We start from the raw sequence: 21,496 nt of genomic DNA, 5'->3' as shown, positions 1-21,496 counted from the left end.
GCCGGCGCGCCGCCCCGCCGGCGTTCAGCCCCCGGCGCGCCGCCCCGCCGTTGACCGGGCAACCCGCCGGGCCCCGGGAACCCGTATCCCCGGAAAACCGACTCCCTAGAAAACCGACTCCGCCTCGTCCATCCGGTCCTTCGGCACCGTCTTCAGCTCCGTGACCGCCTCCGCCAGCGGCACCATCGTGATGTCCGTGCCCCGCAGGGCCGTCATCCGGCCGTACTCCTCGCGGTGCGCCGCCTCCACCGCGTACCAGCCGAAGCGGGTGGCGAGGACGCGGTCGTACGCCGTCGGGGTGCCGCCGCGCTGGACGTGGCCGAGGATGACCGGCTTGGCCTCCTTGCCGAGGCGGGTCTCCAGCTCGTACGCGAGCGCCGTGCCGATGCCCTGGAAGCGCTCGTGGCCGAACTGGTCGATCGCGCCCTTTCCGTAGTTCATGGTGCCCTCGGCCGGGTGCGCGCCCTCCGCCACGCAGATCACGGCGAACTTCTTGCCGCGCGAGAACCGCTCCTCGACCATCTTGACCAGGTCGGCGGGGTCGAAGGCGCGCTCGGGCAGGCAGATGCCGTGGGCGCCGCCCGCCATGCCGGACTCCAGGGCGATCCAGCCCGCGTGGCGGCCCATGACCTCGACGACCATCACGCGCTGGTGGGACTCGGCGGTCGTCTTGAGGCGGTCCATCGCCTCCGTCGCCACACCCACGGCCGTGTCGAAGCCGAAGGTGCGGTCCGTGGAGGAGATGTCGTTGTCGATGGTCTTGGGGACGCCCACCACCGGCAGGCCCGCGTCCGACAGCATCTTCGCGGCCGTGAGCGTGCCCTCGCCGCCGATGGGGATCAGCACGTCGAAGCCGATCTCCTTGGCGAGCGCGGGCGCGTTCTCGCAAGCGGCGCGGAAGCGGTCGCGCTCCAGGCGGGAGGAGCCGAGAATCGTTCCGCCACGGGCCAGGATGCCGCTGACCTCGTTCAGGCCGAGGGAGCGGTAGCGGCCGTCGAGCAGGCCCGCGTAACCGTCCTCGAAGCCGATGACCTCGTCGCCGTAGTGCGTGACGGCTCGGTGCACGACCGACCGGATCACTGCGTTGAGGCCGGGGCAGTCGCCGCCTGCGGTGAGAATTCCGATGCGCATCGTGCTGTGTCTCCTGCTCGCTGTTGATACTTGTGAGCCGGTCCGATTGTTCCACGGCCGCGCGGGGGTCGCTGCTCGCACAGGAACCACCCCCGCCCGACGGCTGCACGGCCAGATCCTGGGGAGGAGGGCTTTGGGCCCGCTCCACAGGGCCTTTCGTCGGCGGGCGACCTAGCCAGCCGCAGAGGTATTGTCAAGAGGGCACGGCAACCATATCGGGTCATTTGTCCGGCCCTGACGGAAGTCGCCCGGTCTCGCCGGTCGGCGAGGGAAACCGCAGCGGAGAAGGGAAGAGCACGCGTGACGCGCAGCGTGTACGTGACCGGGATCGACCGGGGCGACGGCCGCCAGGTCATCGAGCTGGGAGTCATGGAGCTCCTGACCCGCCAGGTCGACCGGGTGGGGGTCTTCCGTCCGCTCGTCCACGACGGGCCCGACCGTCTCTTCGATCTGCTGCGGGCCCGCTACCGCCTCGCGCAGGACGCGGCGTCCGGCTACGGCATGGACTACCACGAGGCCTCCGCGATCCAGGCCGAGCAGGGCACCGACGAGCTGGTCTCCCGGCTCGTCGACCGTTTTCACCGGGTGGCGCGGGACTACGAGATCGTCCTGGTGCTCGGCACGGACTTCGCCGACACCCAGCTCCCGGACGAGCTGTCGCTCAACGCGCGCCTCGCCAACGAGTTCGGCGCCTCGGTGATACCCGTCGTCGGCGGCAAGAACCAGACCGCCGAGTCCGTCCGCTCCGAGACGCGCAACGCCTACCGCGCCTACGAGAGCCTGGGCTGCGACGTCCTGGCGATGGTCACCAACCGGGTGGCGCCCGCCGACCGCGACGAGATTCACGACAGTCTCGCGGCCGGCCTCCCCGTGCCCAGCTACGTCCTGCCGGACGAGCCGGCGCTCGCCGCCCCCACGGTCGCCCAGATCACCCACGCGCTCGGCGGCCGTGTCGTGCTCGGCGACGACGCGGGCCTGGCCCGTGACGCGCTCGACTTCGTCTTCGGCGGCGCGATGCTGCCGAACTTCCTGAACGCCCTGACCCCGGGCTGCCTGGTGGTCACCCCCGGCGACCGCGCCGACCTCGTGGTGGGCTCGCTCGCCGCGCACAGCGCCGGTACGCCGCCCATCGCGGGCGTCCTGCTCACCCTGAACGAGCAGCCGGGCGAGGCGATCCTGAAGCTCGCCGACCGCCTCGCGCCCGGCACCCCGGTCATCGCGGTCTCCGGCGGCTCCTTCCCCACCGCGGGCGAACTCTTCGCCCTGGAGGGGAAGTTGAACGCCGCCACACCCCGCAAGGCGGAGACCGCCCTCGGCCTCTTCGAGCGGTACGTCGACACGGCCGGCCTGCTCAGCCGCGTCCAGGCGCCCAGCAGCGACCGCGTCACGCCGATGATGTTCGAGCACAAGCTCCTGGAGCAGGCCCGCTCCGACAAGCGCCGCGTGGTCCTGCCGGAGGGCACCGAGGAGCGCGTCCTGCGCGCCGCCGACGTGCTCCTTCGCCGCGGCGTCTGCGACCTGACGCTGCTCGGTCCCGTCGAGCAGATCCGCAAGAAGGCCGCGGACCTCGGCGTCGACCTCGCCGACTCGCAGCTCATCGACCCGCAGACCTCCGAGCTGCGGGACGCGTTCGCCGCCAAGTACGCGGAGCTGCGCGCCCACAAGGGCGTCACCGTCGAGCTGGCGCACGACGTCGTCGCCGACGTGAACTACTTCGGCACCCTGATGGTGCAGGAGGGCTTCGCCGACGGCATGGTGTCGGGGTCCGTGCACTCCACGGCGGCCACCATCCGGCCCGCCTTCGAGATCATCAAGACGAAGCCCGACGCCTCGATCGTCAGCTCGGTCTTCTTCATGTGCCTCGCCGACAAGGTGCTCGTCTACGGCGACTGCGCGGTCAACCCGGACCCGGACGCCGAGCAGCTCGCCGACATCGCCGTCCAGGCGGCGGCCACCGCCGAGCAGTTCGGCGTGGAGCCGCGGATCGCGATGCTCTCGTACTCCACGGGCACGTCCGGTTCGGGCGCCGACGTCGACAAGGTGCGCGAGGCGACCGAGCTGGTGCGCCGCAGCCGCAGCGACCTGAAGATCGAGGGCCCGATCCAGTACGACGCCGCCGTGGAGCCCTCGGTCGCGGCGACGAAGCTGCCGGGCTCGGAGGTCGCGGGCCAGGCCAGCGTGCTGATCTTCCCGGACCTGAACACCGGCAACAACACGTACAAGGCGGTCCAGCGCTCGGCCGGCGCGATCGCCGTCGGACCGGTCCTCCAGGGGCTGCGCAAGCCGGTGAACGACCTGTCCCGCGGCGCCCTCGTCCAGGACATCGTCAACACCGTCGCGATCACCGCGATCCAGGCCCAGGGCCGGCCCGCCACCTCCGCATGACCACTACAGAAAGCGCCGCACCCGTGACAGCCACCCGTGTCCTCGTCCTCAACTCCGGCTCGTCGTCGGTGAAGTACCAGCTGCTCGACATGCGCGACAGCTCCCGTCTCGCGGTCGGCCTGGTCGAGCGCATCGGCGAGGAGACCTCGCGGCTCAAGCACACCCCGCTGACGGGCGGCGGCCGGGCGCGCGAGCGCAACGAGCCGATCGCCGACCACGAGGCTGCCCTGCGGGCGGTCTCCGACGAGCTGAGCGCCGACGGTCTTGGCCTGGACTCCCCCGACCTGGCGGCGATCGGCCACCGCGTGGTGCACGGCGGCCTGAAGTTCACCGCGCCGACGGTCGTCACGGACGAGGTGCTCGCGGAGATCCAGCGGCTCGTCCCGGTCGCGCCGCTGCACAACCCGGCCAACGTCACCGGCATCCGCACGGCCCGGGCCCTGCGCCCCGACCTGCCGCAGGTCGCCGTCTTCGACACGGCGTTCCACACGACGATGCCGGAGTCGGCGGCGCGCTACGCGATCGACGTGGCCACCGCGGACGCGCACCGGGTGCGCCGCTACGGCTTCCACGGCACCTCGCACGCGTACGTGTCCCGGGAGACCGCCAAGCTGCTGGGCAGGGCGCCCGAGGACGTGAACGTCATCGTGCTGCACCTGGGCAACGGCGCGTCCGCGAGCGCCGTGCGGGGCGGCAGGTGCGTGGAGACTTCGATGGGGCTCACGCCGCTTGAGGGACTCGTGATGGGTACCCGTTCCGGTGACGTGGACCCGGCGGTCGTCTTCCACCTGGCCCGCGTCGGCGGGATGTCGATCGACGAGGTCGACACCCTGCTCAACAAGAAGAGCGGTCTGGTCGGTCTCTGCGGTGACAACGACATGCGGGAGATCCGTCGGCGGATCGACGAGGGCGACGAGGCCGCCTCGCTCGCCTTCGACATCTACATCCACCGGCTGAAGAAGTACATCGGCGCCTACTACGCCGTGCTCGGCCGGGTGGACGCCATCGCGTTCACGGCGGGGGTCGGCGAGAACGCGGCGCCGGTGCGGGAGGCTGCCGTCGCGGGCCTGGAGGAACTGGGACTCGCGGTCGACGGAGAGCTCAACGTCGTACGTTCCGACGAGGCGCGGCTGATCTCGCCGGAGTACGCGCGGGTCGCGGTCGCCGTCGTCCCCACCGACGAGGAGCTGGAGATCGCGCAGCAGACCTACGCGCTGGTGGCGGCGCTCGGCGACCCGTCGTGACCGCCACGCCTGAGCGCGCTTCCGCCCATTTGTAGATTCCACCAGACGGAATATTCCGAAGCGAAACAAACCGATAGGATCGCCCCCATGCGCCGTTCCAAAATCGTCTGCACGCTGGGCCCCGCCGTCGACTCCGAAGAGCAGCTCGTCTCGCTGATCGAAGCCGGTATGAATGTGGCCCGCTTCAACTTCAGCCACGGCACGCACGCCGAGCACCAGGGGCGGTACGACCGCGTCCGTGCGGCTGCCGACAAGACCGGCCGTGCCGTCGGCGTCCTCGCCGACCTCCAGGGCCCGAAGATCCGTCTGGAGACCTTCGCCGAGGGCCCCGTCGAGCTGGTGCGCGGTGACGAGTTCACCATCACCACCGAGGACGTCCCCGGCGACAAGTCCATCTGCGGCACCACCTACAAGGGTCTGCCCGGTGACGTCTCCAAGGGCGACCAGATCCTGATCAACGACGGCAACGTCGAGCTGCGCGTCGTCGAGGTGGACGGCCCGCGCGTCAAGACGATCGTCGTCGAGGGCGGTGTCATCTCCGACCACAAGGGCATCAACCTGCCCGGCGCGGCCGTGAACGTGCCCGCGCTCTCCGAGAAGGACGTCGAGGACCTGCGCTTCGCCCTGAAGATGGGCTGCGACATGGTCGCCCTGTCCTTCGTGCGCGACGCCGGCGACGTCAAGGACGTGCACAAGGTGATGGACGAGGAGGGCCGCCGGGTCCCCGTCATCGCCAAGGTGGAGAAGCCGCAGGCCGTCGCCAACATGGAGGGCGTCGTCGCGGCCTTCGACGCCGTCATGGTCGCCCGCGGCGACCTGGCCGTCGAGTACCCGCTCGAAAAGGTCCCGATGGTGCAGAAGCGCCTCGTGGAGATGTGCCGCCGCAACGCCAAGCCGGTGATCGTCGCGACCCAGATGATGGAGTCGATGATCACCAACTCGCGCCCCACGCGCGCCGAGGCGTCCGACGTCGCCAACGCGATCCTGGACGGCGCGGACGCGGTCATGCTGTCCGCCGAGTCGTCCGTGGGCGCCTACCCGATCGAGACCGTCAAGACGATGTCGAAGATCGTCGTGGCGGCCGAGGAGGAGCTGCTCTCCAAGGGCCTCCAGCCGCTCGTGCCCGGCAAGAAGCCGCGTACGCAGGGTGGTTCGGTGGCCCGTGCCGCGTGCGAGATCGCGGACTTCCTGGGCGGCGAGGCGCTGATCGCCTTCACGCAGTCCGGTGACACGGCCCGCCGCCTCTCCCGCTACCGCGCGGCCCAGCCGATCCTGGCCTTCACCACCGACCAGGCCACCCGCAACCAGCTCACCCTGAGCTGGGGCGTGGACTCGTACGTGGTCCCGCACGTCGACAACACCGACGCGATGGTCGAGCTCGTCGACGCCGAGCTGGTGAAGCTGAACCGCTTCAACGACGGCGACACCGTGATCATCACGGCCGGTTCGCCCCCCGGCGTCCCCGGCACCACCAACATGGTCCGGGTGCACCACCTGGGCGGCTGACACCGCCTCCCCGCACAGCGCCGAGGGCGCCCCCTGACACAGGGGGCGCCCTCGGCGCTGTGCGGCTCCCGGTGGTCCGTGCTGCCGGGCGGTGGCCGTGAGGTCAGTCGGTGATCGTCTGGCTCAGGCCGGGTACGTGCAGGTTGCCGCCGAACTGGCCCGCCTGCTTGACCTTCACGTCCGTGAAGTAGATCAGCGGGATGTTCAGGGGCGGCGGGTGCTCCGGGTCGAACGTGATCGGGATCAGACCGAAGAGCTTGCCGGAGATCGACTCGGTGTACATCGTCGTCTCGCCGCCACGGATCGTGGAGGTCGAGCCCTTGGCGGCCTGGACGTGGTACTTCTTCCCGGCCGGGCCGTCGACGATCTGGTGCAGGTCGCCGATGTCCGTGTTCTGGATGACGTACTTCAGCGCCTGCTTGCCCTCGCCGTTGGGCATCGTCAGGTTCACGACGCCCTGGTAGTCCGCGCCCTTGAGGGTGAGCGAGCTGGCTTCCAGGTACCACGGCTGGTTCGGGATCGGCGCGGGCGTCTGCTCGGCCTTTCCGTCGACCTTCTTCTCGACCACGCACGGGAACGGCTTCTTGCCGTCCTCGTCCGGTGCCATCGGGTCGGCGGACTCCTCGGCCCCGGCCTTCTCGGCGGCCTCTTCGGCGGCCTTCTCGGCTTCGGCCTTGGCCTTCTCGGCCTCGTCCTTCGCCTTGTCGGCACCGTCCTTGACGCCGTCCGTGACCCCGTCGACGGTGTCCTCGACGGGCTTGGTGACGTCGTCGACCGCGTCCTTCGCCGCGTCCCCGGCCTTGTCGCCGTCCGACTCGGGTGTCTTGCTCTCCTCCGAGGCGGAGGGGGTGGGCGTGGGGCTCTCGGTCTTCTTCTCGTCGGGCGTGAAGATGTCCTTGAGCGCGTCACCGACACCCAGCGGGTCCAGCGGGTTCTTGGTCTCGGAGGGCTCCGGAGCGGGCTCGTCGGCCTTGTCGTCCTCGGATGCGGACGGGGCGGGCTCGGCCTTGCCGGAGTCGTCGGAGTCCTCGGAGCCCGCCTTGTCACCGGCGGACGGCGCGGGCGTCGGCTCGGCGGTGGCCTTGCCGGACTCGTCGTCGCCGCTCGTGCCGGACTTCTCGTCGGCCTTGTCGGCCTTCTCCTGCTCGGCCTTCTCCTTCGCCGCCTTCTGGGCGGCGGCCTCGTCGGCTTCCTTCTCGGTGTCCTTGGAGGCGTCGTCCGGCGCCGTGACGCACGGGCCGTCCTGGAAGGGGTTCTTCGGCAGCGGCTTGGCCTGCGCGAGCTGGGGGGTCAGACCCATGCCCATGAGGACCGCGGTCGGCATGGCCGCGATGGCTATCGCCTTGCCCGCCGGCACGTGCAGGCGGGTGAGGAGCGGCTTTCTGGGTGCCGCGTGGCGCGGCCCGGATCTCGCGCGGGGCTCCCCCGCGGAGTCCTCATGGTGCACCTCGTCAGCCGGCACGGTGCCTCCCGTTCGTCCCGTTGTCCGGGCTCGTTCCTGACAGATCGTCCGTAGTGCCGCTCACCCCGTTCGCGGCCCCCGCGGCCGCGGGCTCCGGCGCCCCGTCGTCGGAGCCTTCGGTCCGCTTCCTCGCGGACTCCTTCACGGGCTTGGCCGCCGCCCAGGAGATGCCGAGGGCACCGCCGAGCAGAGCGAGCAGGAAGCCGATGACGAAGCCGCCGAAGTTGGAGACCACCAGAGAGACCAGGGCGAGCAGAATCGCCGCGACACCCGCGAAGATCCGGGAATGCGGCTGGAACCACATGGTCAGGCCGAGCACGACAAGCAGGACGCCGATGATCAGCGAACCGGCACCGGCGGTCGTCGCCATCCGGATCGTCATCGTGCCGATCGTGAGGTTCGCGTACGGGAAGTACATGATCGGGATGCCGCCGAGCAACGTCAGCAGACCACCCCAGAACGGGCGCTGACCGCGCCACCCTCGGAACGATCGGCGCATCCGGCCGAGCTTGTCGCCCAGCCCCACTTGCGCTTCGGCGCTCATGTCGTACAGCTCCTCGGGGAATGGCGTTGGTTCTGTGTCCTGCGGATTCGGGCACGGGGACGGTTGAGTGGAGATCCGTGCGCCCCCGCGCCCGGCCGTTTCTTCGCGACAAGTACCGCTGCTAAGGCGTCAGTCGCCTCAGTAGCACTCGTGCTTGCCCTTCTTCACCGACATGCCCAGACCAGAGAGCTTGAAGGTGCCGGCGGTGGTCGCCCACGCACGCTGCTTGACGTCGGTGAAACGCACCTTGTCAGCCTGCTGCGCGAACGAGTCGGGGGCGTACTTGTCGCCCTTCGACGGACCCGGGCCCTTGGTGGTCTGGTCGACCGAGACGCCGATGTCGACGTTGGTGAACGTCGCGTCGGCCTTCAGGTCATCGGCGTCGATGTAGAGCTTCTTCGCCTCGACCCTGGGGCCGCCCTTGGCGCCGGCCTTGAGGGTCATCGACACATCGCCGAAGACGGGGACCGGAACGACGACGGACTGACACAGGTTGGTGATCTTGGCCGATTCGAGGCCGACGACGGCGACCGGGTGGTTACCCGACTTACCGCTGTCAAGCGCCCCGTACTGGACGAAACCCGTACCGTCGAGCTGGTCGGCAGTCACCTTGAACTGCTGACCGGACACACTGAACGATGCCGCGAGTGCACCCTGCGAGAGGGCCACGCCTATCGCGGCAGTCGCCGCGACGCTCGGCACCATGACTACGGCGAACCGCTTCCATCTGGTTCCGCCACGAGCCACGGACTCCATGACTTTCCTCCTTCTCGGACGTACATCTCCGGCCCTGACTGGTCCCTTTCGGGCGGCTCAGCCGGGCAGGGATGGGAGAAGCGCTACGTCCTCGGGAAGGAGAGCGCCCGCATGGGAGGCGCGCAACGAACTGCGCCACTCAGCACCGGCGATCACCCCCGAGCGACAACCACTGGTCGCACGCGACACGCACAACCTGCCGGACAGGCCCTGCCGGACTGGCAGAGACCCCCCTGTCCAAGGCCGGCGGCGGGGTGCCTCCGGCCTGCTCGGTGGGGACCCAGAAACCCCGCTCCCGTCTGGCTTGCGGGCTGCGGGTTATTGGACCGAGCGTCGCCGATCGTGGTGCATTCTCGGCCCCCGCACAAGGGGGTTCGTTACTCGCTAGTAACGGCGCGATAACCGAAGCACGACCGCCCGGTATCGACCGGGCACGGACGGTGCACCCATGGGCAGGGGCAGAACGGGATGTTGAAGGGCACACCAGGACAGAAGTCCGACCTGGGCTTACTCCAAGTAACAGTGGCCGCGTTTACCAAGTTTTGGTAAAGCGCGGCCACTGTGACGCCTGAGCGGCAAATTTTCACTCGGGCAACACAAGCCCCGGCGTTTAGGGACTGGTCAGCGAACGGCCCGCGAAGGGGCGAACGGCCGAGTCCGGGTCGAACGTCTGAACAGGGTCGGAAACCGGTCAGAAAAGCACGCGCGCGAGCTGCGTGCGCGCCGCGGTCACCCGCGGATCGTCCGAACCGACCACGTCGAGGAGTTCGAGCAGCCGCACCCGGGCGGCGTCCCGGTCCTCGCCCGCCGTGCGCCGGACCGCGTCGATGAGCCGCCCGAAGGCGTCCTCCACATGACCGCCCACCAGGTCGAGGTCGGCGGCGGCGATCTGCGCGGCCACGTCCGCGGGCCGGTCGGCGGCCTCCTTGCGGACCTGCTGCGGGTCGAGGCCCTGGACGCGCTGGAGCAGTTCGGCCTGGGCCAGGCCGAGCTTGGCCTCGGTGTTGCCCGGGTCGTCGTTCAGGACGTTGCGGTACGCCTGGACCGCGCCGCCCAGGTCACCCGCGTCCAGCGCCTGGACCGCGGCTTCGAGCAGGGCGTCGTACGGGCCTGCCGGGACCTCGGCGACGGGCGCCTCCTGGCCGTCACCGCCGGCGGCCGGGTCGACGGCGAGGCCGGTCAGGCCGAAGCGCTCCTCGCCGACCTGGATCAACTGGTCCAGGGTCTGGCGGATCTGCTCCACCGGGGCCGCGCCCTGGAAGAGCGGCAGGGCCTGCCCGGCCACCACCGCGAAGACCGCCGGGATCCCCTGGACCCCGAACTGCTGCATCAGCATCTGATTGGCGTCCACGTCGATCTTGGCGAGGACGAAACGGCCGTTGTACTCCCGCGCGAGGCCTTCGAGCAGCGGGCTCAGCTGCTTGCACGGCTCGCACCACTCGGCCCAGAAGTCGATGACGACGGGTACTTCGGAGGAGCGCTGAAGGACGTCGCGCTCAAAACCGGCCTCGTCGACGTCGATGACCAGGCTCGACGGGGAGACGCCGGAGGCCACGCCCCCGCCCTGCCGCGCCGCTTCGGCGCGCGCCTGCTCCGCTTTCGCCTTGGCCTCTTGGGCCGCCTTCACGGCGGCGAGGTCGACGACTCCGCTCATGGACATGTTCCGTGGCTGCATGAGTACATCCTCCCCCAAGCCGTGCGGGAACCGCGCCCGTCCGAGGCCCCCCGCCGGATTGCGGGGCCGCGGACGGCCGTGGCGCCAAGGTCCCGAGGAGGACCGATGGTTGTGGCGCGGGGTCCCCACCCCGTGCCGGTGCTTGCCGCTGTGGTTGTCGCTCTGGTTGTCGCTGTTCGTCCGCCGCGAAAGAACGTGGGCGCCGAGGAGTTGCCGTTCGTCTCGCCCACCGCTCTTTCGCTACGAGTCGTAGCGTAACTCCACGGCACGGCCGCGTGGGCGGCGGGCCTGCGCGAATACCGGTGATCTGCCTCACTCGCCGCCGCCCGGAACCGTTCCGTACTGGCCGGTATGGTCACGGGATGCAGAGCCGCACCCCCGCCACCGCCCGCACCGGCGGCCGCCCCCGCAGCGCCGCGGCGGACACCGCGATCCTGGAGTCCACCCGGCAGGCCCTGGTCGAGCTCGGCTGGTCCAAGCTGACCCTGGGCGACGTCGCCACGCGGGCGGGCGTCGCCAAGACGACCCTGTACCGGCGCTGGGCGGGCAAGAGCGAGCTGGTCGTGGACGCGGTGGCGGAGCTGTTCGACCAGCTGGAGCTGCCGGACCGCGGCAGCCTGGCGGCGGACATCGAGGGCGTGGTCCTCCAGTTCGCGGCGCTGCTCTGCCGCCCCGAGACCAAGACCGCCCTCATGGCGGTGGTGGCCGAGTCGACGTCGGACGAGCCGCTGCGGGAGCGGATCCGCACCTCGATCGTGGACCGCCAGAAGCGGCTGGTCCTCGCCGGGCGCAAGCGGGCGCAGGAGCGCGGGGAACTGCCGCCGGAACCCGACCCCGTGGCCGCCGGGCGCACCGCCGACCTCATCTTCGACGTGATCGCCGGTGCCGTGGTGCACCGCGCCCTGGTCAGCGCGGAGCCGGTGGACGAGGACTGGGCCCGCCGCTTCACGCTGCTCCTGCTGGGCGGCCTCGCGGCAGCCGCGGGTCAGACCTGGTAGCGGTCCGGCGCGAACAGCCGGAGGTTGTCGGCGACCCACTCGGACGTGCGCTTCAGGCCCTCGGCCAGACCGACTTCCGGAGTCCAGCCGGACCACGCGCGGGCCCGGGTGTTGTCCGAGAGCAGCCGCTGGACCTCGCTGCCCGAAGGCCGCAGGCGGGACGGGTCGACGACCACCTCCGCCGCCCGTCCTGACGCCTCGATCAACGCCTCCGCCAGGTCGCCGACCGAGATCTCCTGGCCCACCCCGAGGTTCACCGCGTGCCCCAGGGCCGCGTCGCACGTCGCCAGGGCCAGGAACCCCCGTGCGGTGTCCGTGACGTACGTGAAGTCCCGCGTGGGCGTGAGGGAGCCCAGCTTGATCTCGCGGGCGCCGGAGTGCAGTTGGGCCAGGATCGTGGGGATCACCGCGCGGGCGGACTGCCGCGGGCCGTAGGTGTTGAAGGGGCGGACGACCGTCACCGGCAGCTCGAAGGCGTGCCAGTGCGAGAGCGCCATCATGTCGGCGCCGATCTTCGATGCGGAGTACGGGGACTGGGGCTGGAGCGGGTGGTCCTCGGAGATGGGGGCGGTCAGCGCCGTCCCGTACACCTCGCTCGTGGAGGTGTGCACGAGCCGCCGCACGCCGTGCCGCCGGCACGCCTCCGCCACGTTCTGCGTGCCGACGACGTTCGTCTGCACGTACGCCCCCGGGGAATCGTACGAGTACGGGATGCCGATCAGCGCGGCCAGGTGGAAGACCGTGTCGCAGCCCTCGACGGCGTCCGTCACGCGCCCCGCGTCCCGGACGTCGCCCGCGAGCATCTCGACCCGCGGGTCCCCCAGCAGATGCGCGAGGTGCCCCTTCTCCGCGTACGGCTTGTAGTGCACGAAGGCGCGGACCTTCGCCCCCTGTTCCAGGAGCAGGTCGACCAGCGTCGAGCCGATGAAGCCCTCGGCCCCGGTGACCAGGACCGTGCGGCCGGCCCAGCTGAACGTCGTGCCGTCGGTGCTCATGCGTACTCCAGGTGAGAGGTGTGGTGGGTGTGGTGGGCGAGGCGGATGACGTGTTCGGCGAGCAGGTCGGCCGCCCGTGCGTGCGGGCCCGGGTCGGCCGCCCCGCTCATCGCGGCCAGCCGGGCCGGATCGGCGAGCAGCGGTCCGACGAGCTCCGCGAGCCGCGCGGCCGTCGTCTCGCCGTCGGGCAGGAGCAGCCCGGCGCCCGCGTCGGACAGGACCCGCGCGTTGTGCGTCTGGTGGTCGCCGGGGGCGTGCGGGTAGGGGACGAGGACGGCGGGCACGCCGGTGGCGGCGAGTTCGGCGACGGTCGCCGAACCGGCGCGACAGACCACCAGGTCGGCGGCGGCGTACGCGAGGTCCATCCGGTCGAGGTAGGGCACGGCGCGGGCGATCGACTCCACGCCCGCCTCCGTCAGGCGCCGCCGCGTCTCGTCGAGCGCGGCGGGCCCGGTCTTGATCAGCAGCTGGACGTCGCCGCGGTGCCGCCAGCGCTCCGCGAGCCCCACCGCCGCCTCGGTCAGCCGGGCCGCGCCGAGACTGCCGCCGTTGAAGAGCAGCAGCCGGGCCTCGTCCGCGACCCCGTACTCCCTGCGGGCCTCGGCCCGCAGCGCGGCCCGGTCGAGTGCGGCGAGCGGCGCCGCGATGGGCATCCCGGTGGTGTACGCGCGCTCGCCGCCCGGCAGATGCTCCCGGCTGCGGTCGAAGGCGACGGCGATGTTCGGGGTGAGGCGGGCCGCGAACCGGTTGGCCCGGCCCGGCACCGCGTTGGACTCGTGGATCAGGCTGGGCAGGCCCGCCATGCGGGCGCCGACGATGACGGGGGCGCTGGGGTAGCCGCCCATCCCCACGGCGACCCGCGCGCCCTGCTCCCGCAGGATCGCCCGGCACTGGGCGCCGGACTTCACCAGGGCCGCGGGCAGCAGGAACCGCTTGGCGCCGAGCGACGGATCGAACGGGATCATGTCGACGGTGTGCAGGCGGTACCCCGCGTCGGGTATCAGCCGGGTCTCCAGGCCCCGCTCGGTGCCGACGAAGGAGACGACCGCGCCCGGCACGGCACGGCGCAGGGCGTCGGCGAGGGCGAGCCCGGGATAGATGTGCCCCCCGGTGCCGCCCGCGCCGATGACGACGGAGAGAGGGGCGCGCACGTCGGCGCGGGGCCCTGTCCCGGAAGCTCGCATATCGGGTGTTCGCATGGCAATGGAGCATCACGAGCAGGTCTAAGAGGGTTTTAAGAGCCGTGTTTGGCACCTTGGGTCCATGAGCTTCACGAGCAGGCCGGGACCCCCCGCGACCGGCGGCGGTCCGCCGCCGGCCAGGATCCTCGTGGTCGACGACGACCCGGAGGTCCGCGCGGCGGTGCAGGACGGCCTCACGATCGAGGGGCACCTCGTGCGCGGCGCCCCGGACGGGCAGCGCGCGCTGAGCGCCGTCGCCCGGTGGGAGCCTGACCTCGTGGTCCTCGACGTGATGATGCCGGTCATGGACGGCCTGGCCGTCTGCCGTCAGATGCGGGCCCTCGGCGACCGCACCCCGGTCCTGGTGCTCACCGCCCTCGGTTCCGTCAGCGAACGCGTCGACGGCCTCGACGCGGGCGCCGACGACTACCTGGTGAAGCCCTTCGCCCTGGACGAACTCGTCGCCCGCGTCCGCGCCCTCCTGCGCCGCGCCGCCCCCGAGCAGCACTCCCCCGCCGAGGGCGACGGCCTGGCGTACGGCGACCTCGTCCTCGACCCGTCGACCCGCACCGGCCACCGCGGCCACCGCTCGGTCGAGTTCAGCCGCACCGAGGCCGCCCTGCTCGAACTGCTCCTGCGCAACGCGGGGCAGGTGCTGCCCCGCGAGCTCATCCAGGAGTCGGTCTGGGGGCGCGACTTCGGCCCCGACTCCAACTCCCTCGCGGTGTACGTCGGCTATCTGCGCCGCAAGCTGGAAGCGGGCGGCGAACCGCGCCTCGTGCACACCGTGCACGGCGTCGGCTACCGCCTGGGCAGCCCGTGAGCGCCCGGCGCAGGCTCGGCGCGCGGTGGCGGCGCAGGCGTCCGCTGCGCACCCGCCTCGCGCTCGCCGCGGCGGCGGCCGTGGCGCTGGTGGCGGTCGGGGTGTGCGTGGCCGCTTTCCTCGTCATCCGCTTCAAGCTCTACCAGCAGCTCGACCAGAACCTCGCCCAGTCGGCGGGCCTCATCTCCCAGCAGCGGCACTACGACGGCGATCCGGGCGTCGTCACCGGTGAGTGCCGCTTCCTGGGCGCCCCGGCCTGCTCGCAGATCGTCCCCGCCGACCCGGCGGCCGACCCGGCCAAGCCGTACCTGCTCCCGGTGACGGGGTCCACCCGCGAGGTCGCGGCGGGGAAGGCGGGCCCGTACTACACGAGCCTCACGTTCCAGGGGCGGCCGACGCGGATGTACACCACCAGGTTCGACGACGGGAAGGCCGTGCAGGTCGCCCTGCGGGCCGACATCGCCGAGCGCGGGGTGCGGCAGGCCGCCGGGCTGCTGTCCGCGGTGGGCGGCGCCGGAGTGCTCCTTTCCGGGCTTGGCGGCTACTGGGTCTCGCGCACCGGCCTGGCCCCGGTCGCCCGGCTCACCGCCACCGCCGAACGCATCGCGGCCACGCGTGACGCCCGCCACCGCATCGAGCTGCCGCCGGGTCCGCCCGGCCGCGAGGACGAGGTGACCCGCCTCGCCGCGGCGTTCAACGCGATGCTGGCCGAGCTGGAGGAGTCGGTCGCCGCCCGCCGCCGTCTGGTCGCCGACGCCTCGCACGAGCTGCGTACGCCGCTGACCGCGCTGCGCACGAACGCCGAACTCCTCGCCCGGGCCGACCGGTTGAGTCAGGCTCAGCGCGAGCGGGCGTCCGGCGCGCTGGCCCGCCAGCTCCGCGAGGTCACCGGCCTGGTCAACGACCTGATCGAGCTGGCCCGCGACGAGGAGCCGCAGCCTCTCCTGGAGGAGGTGCGGCTCGCTCCCCTGGTCACGCATGTCGTGGACGCGGCATGCGGCCACTGGCCGCAGGTGCCCTTCACGCTCCAGGTGGCGCCGGACGCCGTCGGCGCGAGCGTCCCCGGGGTCCCCGCGCGCCTGGCGCGGCTGGTCACCAACCTCCTGGACAACGCGGCCAAGTTCAGCCCGCCGGGCACGCCCGTGGAGGTCTGCCTGACCCCGGCCGCCCTGACGGTCCGCGATCACGGTCCCGGCATCGCGGAGGAGGACCTGCCGTACGTCTTCGACCGCTTCTACCGCGCCGAGAAGGCCCGCGCCCTGCCGGGTTCGGGCCTCGGTCTCGCGATGGCCCGCCAGATCGCCCGCGCGCACGGAGCCGAGCTCGCGGCCGAGCGGGCGCCCGGCGGGGGCGCGCTGTTCCGGCTGACGCTGCCCGGCTAGTCGTTCTTCCAGGCGCAGCTGCCCAGCGTGGCCTTGCCCTTGGCGAGCAGCCGGTCGGCCTCGTCGGCGGGGAGCACGCGCGTGTGCTTGCCGCGGCAGACGACCGTGCGGTCGCCGTGCCCCGCCAGGTCGACCAGGATCTGGTCCCAGTGGCGGTACTGCACGTCGTGCCCGGAGTCCGCGTACGTACGGACCGTCGCCTTGCCCGGCAGCTCGTCCTGCCAGGTCTTGAGCGTCGCCGGCGGCACGGTGGTGTCCTTCTTGCCGCCGTAGAGGTAGACCGGGGCGTCGAGCCCGGAGAGGTCAGGGCCGGGACGGCCGCAGTACAGCTTCTGCTCGTGCACCTGCGGCGCGGGGTCCGCCTGCTGGCCGCGCTGGTTGTAGGTGCGCGCGCCTTCCTCGTACGCCGTGTCGGCGAAGCCCGGTATCGACTTCACGGGGCTGTCGTCGGGGAACGCCCACCACTTGCGCGGGTCCCTGATGGAGTCCCGCACGGTGTCGGCGAGCTGGTCGTCGGACATCGAGCAGTACGCGGGCTGCGCGCCGTAGGGCGGCAGGGCGGCCGCCAGGTGCAGGGCCGAGATCCGCTCGGGGGCGCGCCCGGCGAGCTCCGCCGCGTAGGGACCGCCGCCCGAGATCGCGATCACGCTCACGTCGTCCACGCCGAGGTGGTCGAGGACCTCCAGGGTGTCCTGCGCGAAGTCGGCCTTGCCGAGCGTCTCGTCGTACTCGGTGTCGCCGAAGCCGTTGCGCTCGACGGAGATGAGGCGCAGGCCCAGGTCTTCGCGGGTCGTGCGGAAGAAGTCCGTCATGTGCGCCGCGCGGGCGCTCGTGCCGGTGCCGCCGATGAACAGGACGGGCTTGCCCTTCTTGTTCCCGGTGTCGGAGTAGTGGGCCGTCCGGCCGTTCGAGAGCTTCGCGGCGTGCACGTCGGGGCCGAGAGAGTCGAAGGTGTCCTGGACCTTCGGCTCGGCGGGCGGGCTCGCGCTGACCTCACCCGAGCCGTACACCGTCAGCGCGCCGAGCAGCGTGAGCGTGGCGGCTCCGATGGCGATCACAGCGGTACGAGTGGGGCCGGGCAGGCTCACGGGTGACACAGGGTGACTCCAGGGGCAGGGCGTCGGGACGGGCGGCGCCTACCCAGCCACTTGCATCTGACACCCACAATTTTCGGCCGGGCTCCGAAGGGAGCCCCGCAAGGGGCGCGGGGAACTGCGCGACCAGCCAGAACGGCCCCGCAGATCCCCACGCACCCAAAGATCCCGAACTAGAACCCCGGCGGTTCGGTGTAGATCCCCCACTCGTCCCGCAGAACTCCGCAGATCTCCCCGAGCGTCGCCTCCGCACGCACCGCCTCCAGCATGGGGGCGATCATGTTCGACCCGTCCCGCGCCGCCGCCAGCATGGCGTCGAGCGAGGCCCGGACCTTCGCGTCGTCCCGTGCCGCCTTGCGCGCGCCCAGGACCTTGACCTGCTCCCGCTCCACCTCGTGGGAGACGCGCAGGATCTCCAGGTCGCCGGTGACGGACCCGTGGTGGACGTTCACGCCCACGACGCGCTTGTCGCCCTTCTCCAGTGACTGCTGGTACTGGAAGGCCGACTCGGCGATCTCCCCGGTGAACCAGCCGTCCTCGATGCCGCGCAGGATGCCCGAGGTGATCGGCCCGATGGGGTGCTGGCCGTCCGGGTGGGCGCGGCGGCCCCGCTCCTTGATCTGCTCGAAGATCTTCTCGGCGTCGGCCTCGATGCGGTCGGTGAGCTGCTCGACGTACCAGGAACCGCCCAGCGGGTCCGCCACGTTGGCGACGCCCGTCTCCTCCATGAGCACCTGCTGCGTGCGCAGCGCGATCTCGGCGGCCTGCTCGCTGGGCAGCGCGAGGGTCTCGTCGAGGGCGTTCGTGTGCAGGGAGTTCGTGCCGCCGAGGACCGCGGAGAGCGCCTCGACCGCGGTGCGCACGACGTTGTTGTACGGCTGCTGGGCCGTCAGGGAGACCCCGGCGGTCTGCGTGTGGAAGCGCAGCCACTGGGCCTTGTCGGTCTGCGCGCCGTACACGTCCCGCATCCAGCGGGCCCAGATGCGGCGCGCGGCACGGAACTTGGCGATCTCCTCGAAGAAGTCCAGGTGGGCGTCGAAGAAGAAGCTCAGCCCCGGCGCGAACACGTCCACGTCCATGCCGCGGCTCAGGCCGAGCTCGACGTACCCGAAGCCGTCCGCGAGGGTGTAGGCAAGCTCCTGCGCGGCCGTCGCCCCGGCCTCGCGGATGTGGTAGCCGGAGACCGACAGGGGCTTGTACGCGGGGATGTCGCGCGCGCAGTGCTCCATCAGGTCGCCGATGAGGCGCAGATGCGGCTCGGGCTGGAAGAGCCACTCCTTCTGCGCGATGTACTCCTTGAAGATGTCCGTCTGGAGCGTGCCGTTCAGGACGCCCGGGTCGACGCCCTGGCGCTCGGCGGCCACCAGGTACATGCAGAAGACGGGGACGGCCGGTCCGGAGATCGTCATCGACGTCGTGACGTCACCGAGCGGGATGCCCCCGAACAGGACCTCCATGTCGGCCGCCGAGTCGATGGCGACCCCGCAGTGCCCGACCTCGCCGAGGGACTGGGGTTCGTCGGAGTCGCGGCCCATCAGGGTCGGCATGTCGAACGCCACGGAGAGACCGCCGCCGCCGGCGGCCAGGATCATCTTGTAGCGCTCGTTCGTCTGCTCGGCGTTGCCGAAGCCGGCGAACTGGCGGATGGTCCAGGTCCGGCCGCGGTAGCCGGTGGGGTGGAGTCCGCGTGTGAAGGGGTATTCGCCGGGCCATCCGATCCGCTCGAATCCCTCGTAGGCGTCGCCGGGCCGCGGCCCGTAGACGGGCTCGACCGGGTCGCCGGAGAGCGTGGTGAAATCCGCGTCGCGCTTCTTCGCGGTGTCGTACCGGGCCTGCCAGCGACGGCGGCCCTCCTCGATGGCGTCAGCGTCCATACCCTCGAATTTACTTGGACGTCCTAGTAAATGTCGATGGCTCACCGCCACGGACCTCTCCGTGGCGGTGCGGTTACGCCTTGGCGGTGACCGGGGAGCCGTCGTCGATCAGCGGCTCGACCTCGCGGACGACCTTGCGCTCGACGAAGAAGGCGGCCGTCGGGATGGTGCCCGAGACGAGCACCCACAGGAGCTTGCCGAACGGCCACTTCGCCTTGGAGCCCAGGTCGAAGGCGAAGATCAGGTAAATGATGTAGAGGATGCCGTGGGCCTGGGAGACGACCAGCGTCAGGCCCTCGCCCTTGTCGAAGCCGTACTTGAAAATCATGCACGTGCACAGCACGAGCAACATGACGGCGGTGACGTAGGCCATCACCCGGTATCGGGTCAGCACGGATCGCTTCATGCCCACGAGCGTATCGGCCCGTTTTGCGCGATCTTCGGGCGGCCCCGGCACAACCGGAACAGCAGCCTCACTGCTCTTCGAAATCCTCCGCCGCCACCCGCAGGGGCCGCAGCATCGCGAAGATCTCCGCGCACTCCTCGGCGTCGTACACGCCGAGCCCGAAGTCCATGGCCATCAGCTCGCGGGTGGCCGCCTCGACGACCTCCCGGCCCTTCGCCGTGATGGCGGCCAGGGTGCCGCGCCCGTCGTTCGGGTTGGGGCGCTTGTCGACCAGGCCGGACTTGACCAGGCGGTCGACGGTGTTGGTGACGGAGGTGGGATGGACCATCAGCCGCTCGCCGATCTTGGACATCGGCAACTCACCGGCCTGCGAGAACGTGAGCAGGACCAGCGCCTCGTACCGCGCGAAGGTCAGGCCGTACGGCTTGACGACCGCGTCGACCTCGCCGAGCAGGATCTGGTGCGCCCGCATGATCGAGGTGATCGCGCCCATGGCCGGTACGGATCCCCAGCGCTGCTTCCAGAGCTCGTCGGCGCGGGCGATGGGATCGAAGGGAAGGCTGAGCGGCTTCGGCACGCCAAAGACCTTACCCGCCGGTCACATGGTGGTCAGCCCCGTCTCGCGATTCGGTCGCCTGTTCCCCTGGGTTGGCGGGTTCGGCCCCGGCCGTACGGCCCGGGGCGGGTTCGGCCCCGGCCGTACGGCCCGTGGCGCGGACCTCGGCCGCGAGCGCGAGGCAGCAGACCGTGCCGAGCAGGCCCGCCGCCGTGACGACGGTGCTCACCGCGCAGAACTCCGCCGCGAGCCCGGCGAGCGCCATCCCGACCCCCTGGATCGTCATCAGACCCGCCGTGTGCACGGTCATGGCCCGCCCGCGCAGCTCCTCGGGGACGGCGTCGACGAACCACCGGTCGACGCCCAGCGTGTACGCGGAACCGGCGCCGGCCAAGGCGAGGGCGAGCATCGCCCACAGGAGGCCGGGCGTGACGGCGTACACGGTCAGCGGCAGCAGCGTGACCGAGGCGAGCGGCAGGGCGATGCGGGCCCGCCCCGCGGCGGAGAGCGCGGAGCCCGCGAACAGCTCCGAGGCGATCGTGCCGACCGGCAGCGCGCACATCAGGAGGCCCACACCCTCGACGCCCACCCCGATCTGGTCCGCGTACGGGGCGGCGAGCGCCTCCGGGGCGACCATGAACAGGGGCGGCGCCCACAGCAGCAGGAGCAGCGCCCTGGTGCGCCGGTCGCCGAGCACCTGCCGGGCGCCGCTGAGCGAGTACTTCAGCAGGGCGCTGCCGCCGCCCCCGCGCGCGGGCCTGCGCTTGGTACCGCACCGCAGGAGCAGCGCCGACGCGGCGAACGTGCCGACGGTGATGACGAGTGCCCCGCGCGGGGGGACGACGGTGAGCAGGACGCCGCCCAGCCCGAAGCCGACGAGCACGGAGCTCTGCGAGACGATCCGGAGCAGGGAGCGCCCGAGGACGAACAGGTCCCCGTCGCCCAGGATGTCGGTGAGGGTGGCCATCCGCGTGCCGTTGAAGACCGGCGACACGAGGGCGATGAGGCAGCGCAGCGCGAGCAGTCCGAAGACGGGCGTGGCGGGCAGGGCCATCAGGGCCGCGCACCCGGCGCACACGACGTCGCACAGCACGAGCACCCGGCGCGGCGGGTAGCGGTCGGCGATCCCGGAGAGCAGGGTGCCGCCGACGAGGTAGGGCAGCATCCCCAGCGCGAAGGTGAGCGCGCCGAGGAGCGGCGATCCGGTGAGCCCGTACACGAGGACGGTGAGCGCGACCTCGCTGATGATCACGCCGAGCAGCGAGAGGGCGTGGGCGAGGAAGACGGCACGGAACTCGCGGATCGTGAAGAGGCGGAGGTAGCCGGCGGGTTCGGGGGCACGTTCGGGGGTGCGTGCCTCGGAGGTGGGTGCCTCGGGGGTGGGTGCCTCGGGGGTGGGCTCGTCAGACATGTGCGCACCCTGCACGCGCGCGGGCCCGTCGCCCTAGAGTTTCGGTTCCAGGCGAATGTTGGGGGGTGGCGGC

General features: G+C 71.4%; 18 protein-coding genes. 6 read left to right on the top strand and 12 right to left on the bottom strand.

Features of this window, described 5'->3' with window-relative positions:
- Window positions 1-105 precede the first annotated feature (105 nt).
- Complete coding sequence (locus QBL25_RS28150) at window positions 106-1,131, bottom strand: ATP-dependent 6-phosphofructokinase (RefSeq protein WP_409059757.1); 1,026 nt, start codon at window positions 1,129-1,131, stop codon at window positions 106-108.
- A 300-nt stretch (window positions 1,132-1,431) separates the two neighbouring features.
- Here QBL25_RS28150 and pta point away from each other — a divergent pair, with 300 nt between their 5' ends.
- From pta to pyk, 3 genes are all read left to right on the top strand, one after another.
- Entirely contained in the window at window positions 1,432-3,516 is a 2,085-nt protein-coding gene (gene pta / locus QBL25_RS28145; protein ID WP_409059756.1) for a phosphate acetyltransferase, read from the top strand.
- Window positions 3,513-4,760: an acetate kinase gene (locus tag QBL25_RS28140; RefSeq protein ID WP_409059755.1), complete on the top strand. Its 1,248-nt coding sequence runs from the start codon at window positions 3,513-3,515 to the stop codon at window positions 4,758-4,760. Before pta ends, QBL25_RS28140 begins: the two co-directional genes overlap by 4 nt.
- A gap of 87 nt (window positions 4,761-4,847) precedes the next feature.
- Window positions 4,848-6,266: a pyruvate kinase gene (pyk, locus tag QBL25_RS28135; RefSeq protein ID WP_409059754.1), complete on the top strand. Its 1,419-nt coding sequence runs from the start codon at window positions 4,848-4,850 to the stop codon at window positions 6,264-6,266.
- 103 nt (window positions 6,267-6,369) lie between these two features.
- On the opposite strand, the gene QBL25_RS28130 is transcribed toward pyk, so the two are convergent.
- From QBL25_RS28130 to QBL25_RS28115, 4 genes are all read right to left on the bottom strand, one after another.
- Window positions 6,370-7,728, bottom strand: coding sequence for a hypothetical protein (locus QBL25_RS28130; protein WP_409059753.1), 1,359 nt, complete (start codon window positions 7,726-7,728; stop codon window positions 6,370-6,372).
- Complete coding sequence (locus tag QBL25_RS28125) at window positions 7,718-8,272, bottom strand: DUF6114 domain-containing protein (protein ID WP_409059752.1); 555 nt, start codon at window positions 8,270-8,272, stop codon at window positions 7,718-7,720. The genes QBL25_RS28130 and QBL25_RS28125 overlap by 11 nt, the downstream gene beginning before the upstream one ends.
- Window positions 8,273-8,410: 138 nt before the next feature.
- Window positions 8,411-9,028 (bottom strand): DUF6230 family protein, encoded by a 618-nt coding sequence (locus QBL25_RS28120; protein ID WP_409059751.1) that lies wholly within the window; start codon window positions 9,026-9,028, stop codon window positions 8,411-8,413.
- A 691-nt stretch (window positions 9,029-9,719) separates the two neighbouring features.
- A complete protein-coding gene (locus QBL25_RS28115) occupies window positions 9,720-10,703 on the bottom strand; it encodes a tetratricopeptide repeat protein (protein ID WP_409059750.1) in 984 nt (327 codons plus the stop codon).
- 362 nt (window positions 10,704-11,065) lie between these two features.
- On the opposite strand from QBL25_RS28115, the gene QBL25_RS28110 reads away from it, so the two are divergent.
- Window positions 11,066-11,701: a TetR/AcrR family transcriptional regulator gene (locus tag QBL25_RS28110; protein WP_409059749.1), complete on the top strand. Its 636-nt coding sequence runs from the start codon at window positions 11,066-11,068 to the stop codon at window positions 11,699-11,701.
- Here the strand turns inward: QBL25_RS28110 and QBL25_RS28105 are convergent.
- Both QBL25_RS28105 and QBL25_RS28100 read right to left on the bottom strand, forming a co-directional pair.
- Window positions 11,689-12,696: an SDR family NAD(P)-dependent oxidoreductase gene (locus tag QBL25_RS28105; RefSeq protein ID WP_409059748.1), complete on the bottom strand. Its 1,008-nt coding sequence runs from the start codon at window positions 12,694-12,696 to the stop codon at window positions 11,689-11,691. The genes QBL25_RS28110 and QBL25_RS28105 overlap by 13 nt on opposite strands.
- Complete coding sequence (locus QBL25_RS28100; protein WP_409059747.1) at window positions 12,693-13,847, bottom strand: UDP-N-acetylglucosamine--N-acetylmuramyl-(pentapeptide) pyrophosphoryl-undecaprenol N-acetylglucosamine transferase; 1,155 nt, start codon at window positions 13,845-13,847, stop codon at window positions 12,693-12,695. The genes QBL25_RS28105 and QBL25_RS28100 overlap by 4 nt, the downstream gene beginning before the upstream one ends.
- Before the next feature lie 112 nt (window positions 13,848-13,959).
- Here QBL25_RS28100 and QBL25_RS28095 point away from each other — a divergent pair, with 112 nt between their 5' ends.
- Window positions 13,960-14,700: a response regulator transcription factor gene (locus QBL25_RS28095; RefSeq protein ID WP_409059746.1), complete on the top strand. Its 741-nt coding sequence runs from the start codon at window positions 13,960-13,962 to the stop codon at window positions 14,698-14,700.
- Entirely contained in the window at window positions 14,697-16,082 is a 1,386-nt protein-coding gene (locus QBL25_RS28090; RefSeq protein WP_409059745.1) for a sensor histidine kinase, read from the top strand. The genes QBL25_RS28095 and QBL25_RS28090 overlap by 4 nt, the downstream gene beginning before the upstream one ends.
- Here the strand turns inward: QBL25_RS28090 and QBL25_RS28085 are convergent.
- The 5 genes from QBL25_RS28085 to QBL25_RS28065 form a co-directional block, all read right to left on the bottom strand.
- Complete coding sequence (locus QBL25_RS28085) at window positions 16,079-17,140, bottom strand: alpha/beta fold hydrolase (RefSeq protein WP_409059744.1); 1,062 nt, start codon at window positions 17,138-17,140, stop codon at window positions 16,079-16,081. The two genes, QBL25_RS28090 and QBL25_RS28085, sit on opposite strands and share 4 nt — an antisense overlap.
- Window positions 17,141-17,349: 209 nt before the next feature.
- Window positions 17,350-19,050, bottom strand: coding sequence for a methylmalonyl-CoA mutase (locus QBL25_RS28080; RefSeq protein ID WP_409059743.1), 1,701 nt, complete (start codon window positions 19,048-19,050; stop codon window positions 17,350-17,352).
- Window positions 19,051-19,123: 73 nt separating this feature from the next.
- Entirely contained in the window at window positions 19,124-19,456 is a 333-nt protein-coding gene (locus QBL25_RS28075; protein WP_409059742.1) for a DUF3817 domain-containing protein, read from the bottom strand.
- A 67-nt stretch (window positions 19,457-19,523) separates the two neighbouring features.
- Window positions 19,524-20,033 carry a MarR family winged helix-turn-helix transcriptional regulator gene (locus QBL25_RS28070; protein WP_409059741.1) on the bottom strand — a complete coding sequence of 170 codons (510 nt, stop codon included), beginning with the start codon at window positions 20,031-20,033 and terminating at the stop codon, window positions 19,524-19,526.
- A 10-nt stretch (window positions 20,034-20,043) separates the two neighbouring features.
- The gene (locus tag QBL25_RS28065) at window positions 20,044-21,423 is read right to left on the bottom strand and encodes an MFS transporter (RefSeq protein WP_409059740.1); all 1,380 of its coding nucleotides are present in this window, start codon (window positions 21,421-21,423) and stop codon (window positions 20,044-20,046) included.
- Between the last annotated feature and the right edge of the window lie 73 nt (window positions 21,424-21,496).

This window comes from Streptomyces sp. SYP-A7185 (assembly GCF_046103685.1).
Taxonomy (GTDB): Bacteria; Actinomycetota; Actinomycetes; order Streptomycetales; family Streptomycetaceae; genus Streptomyces.
Note: the sequence above shows the minus strand (reverse complement) of the source record. Positions and strands in the feature narration are given on the sequence as shown.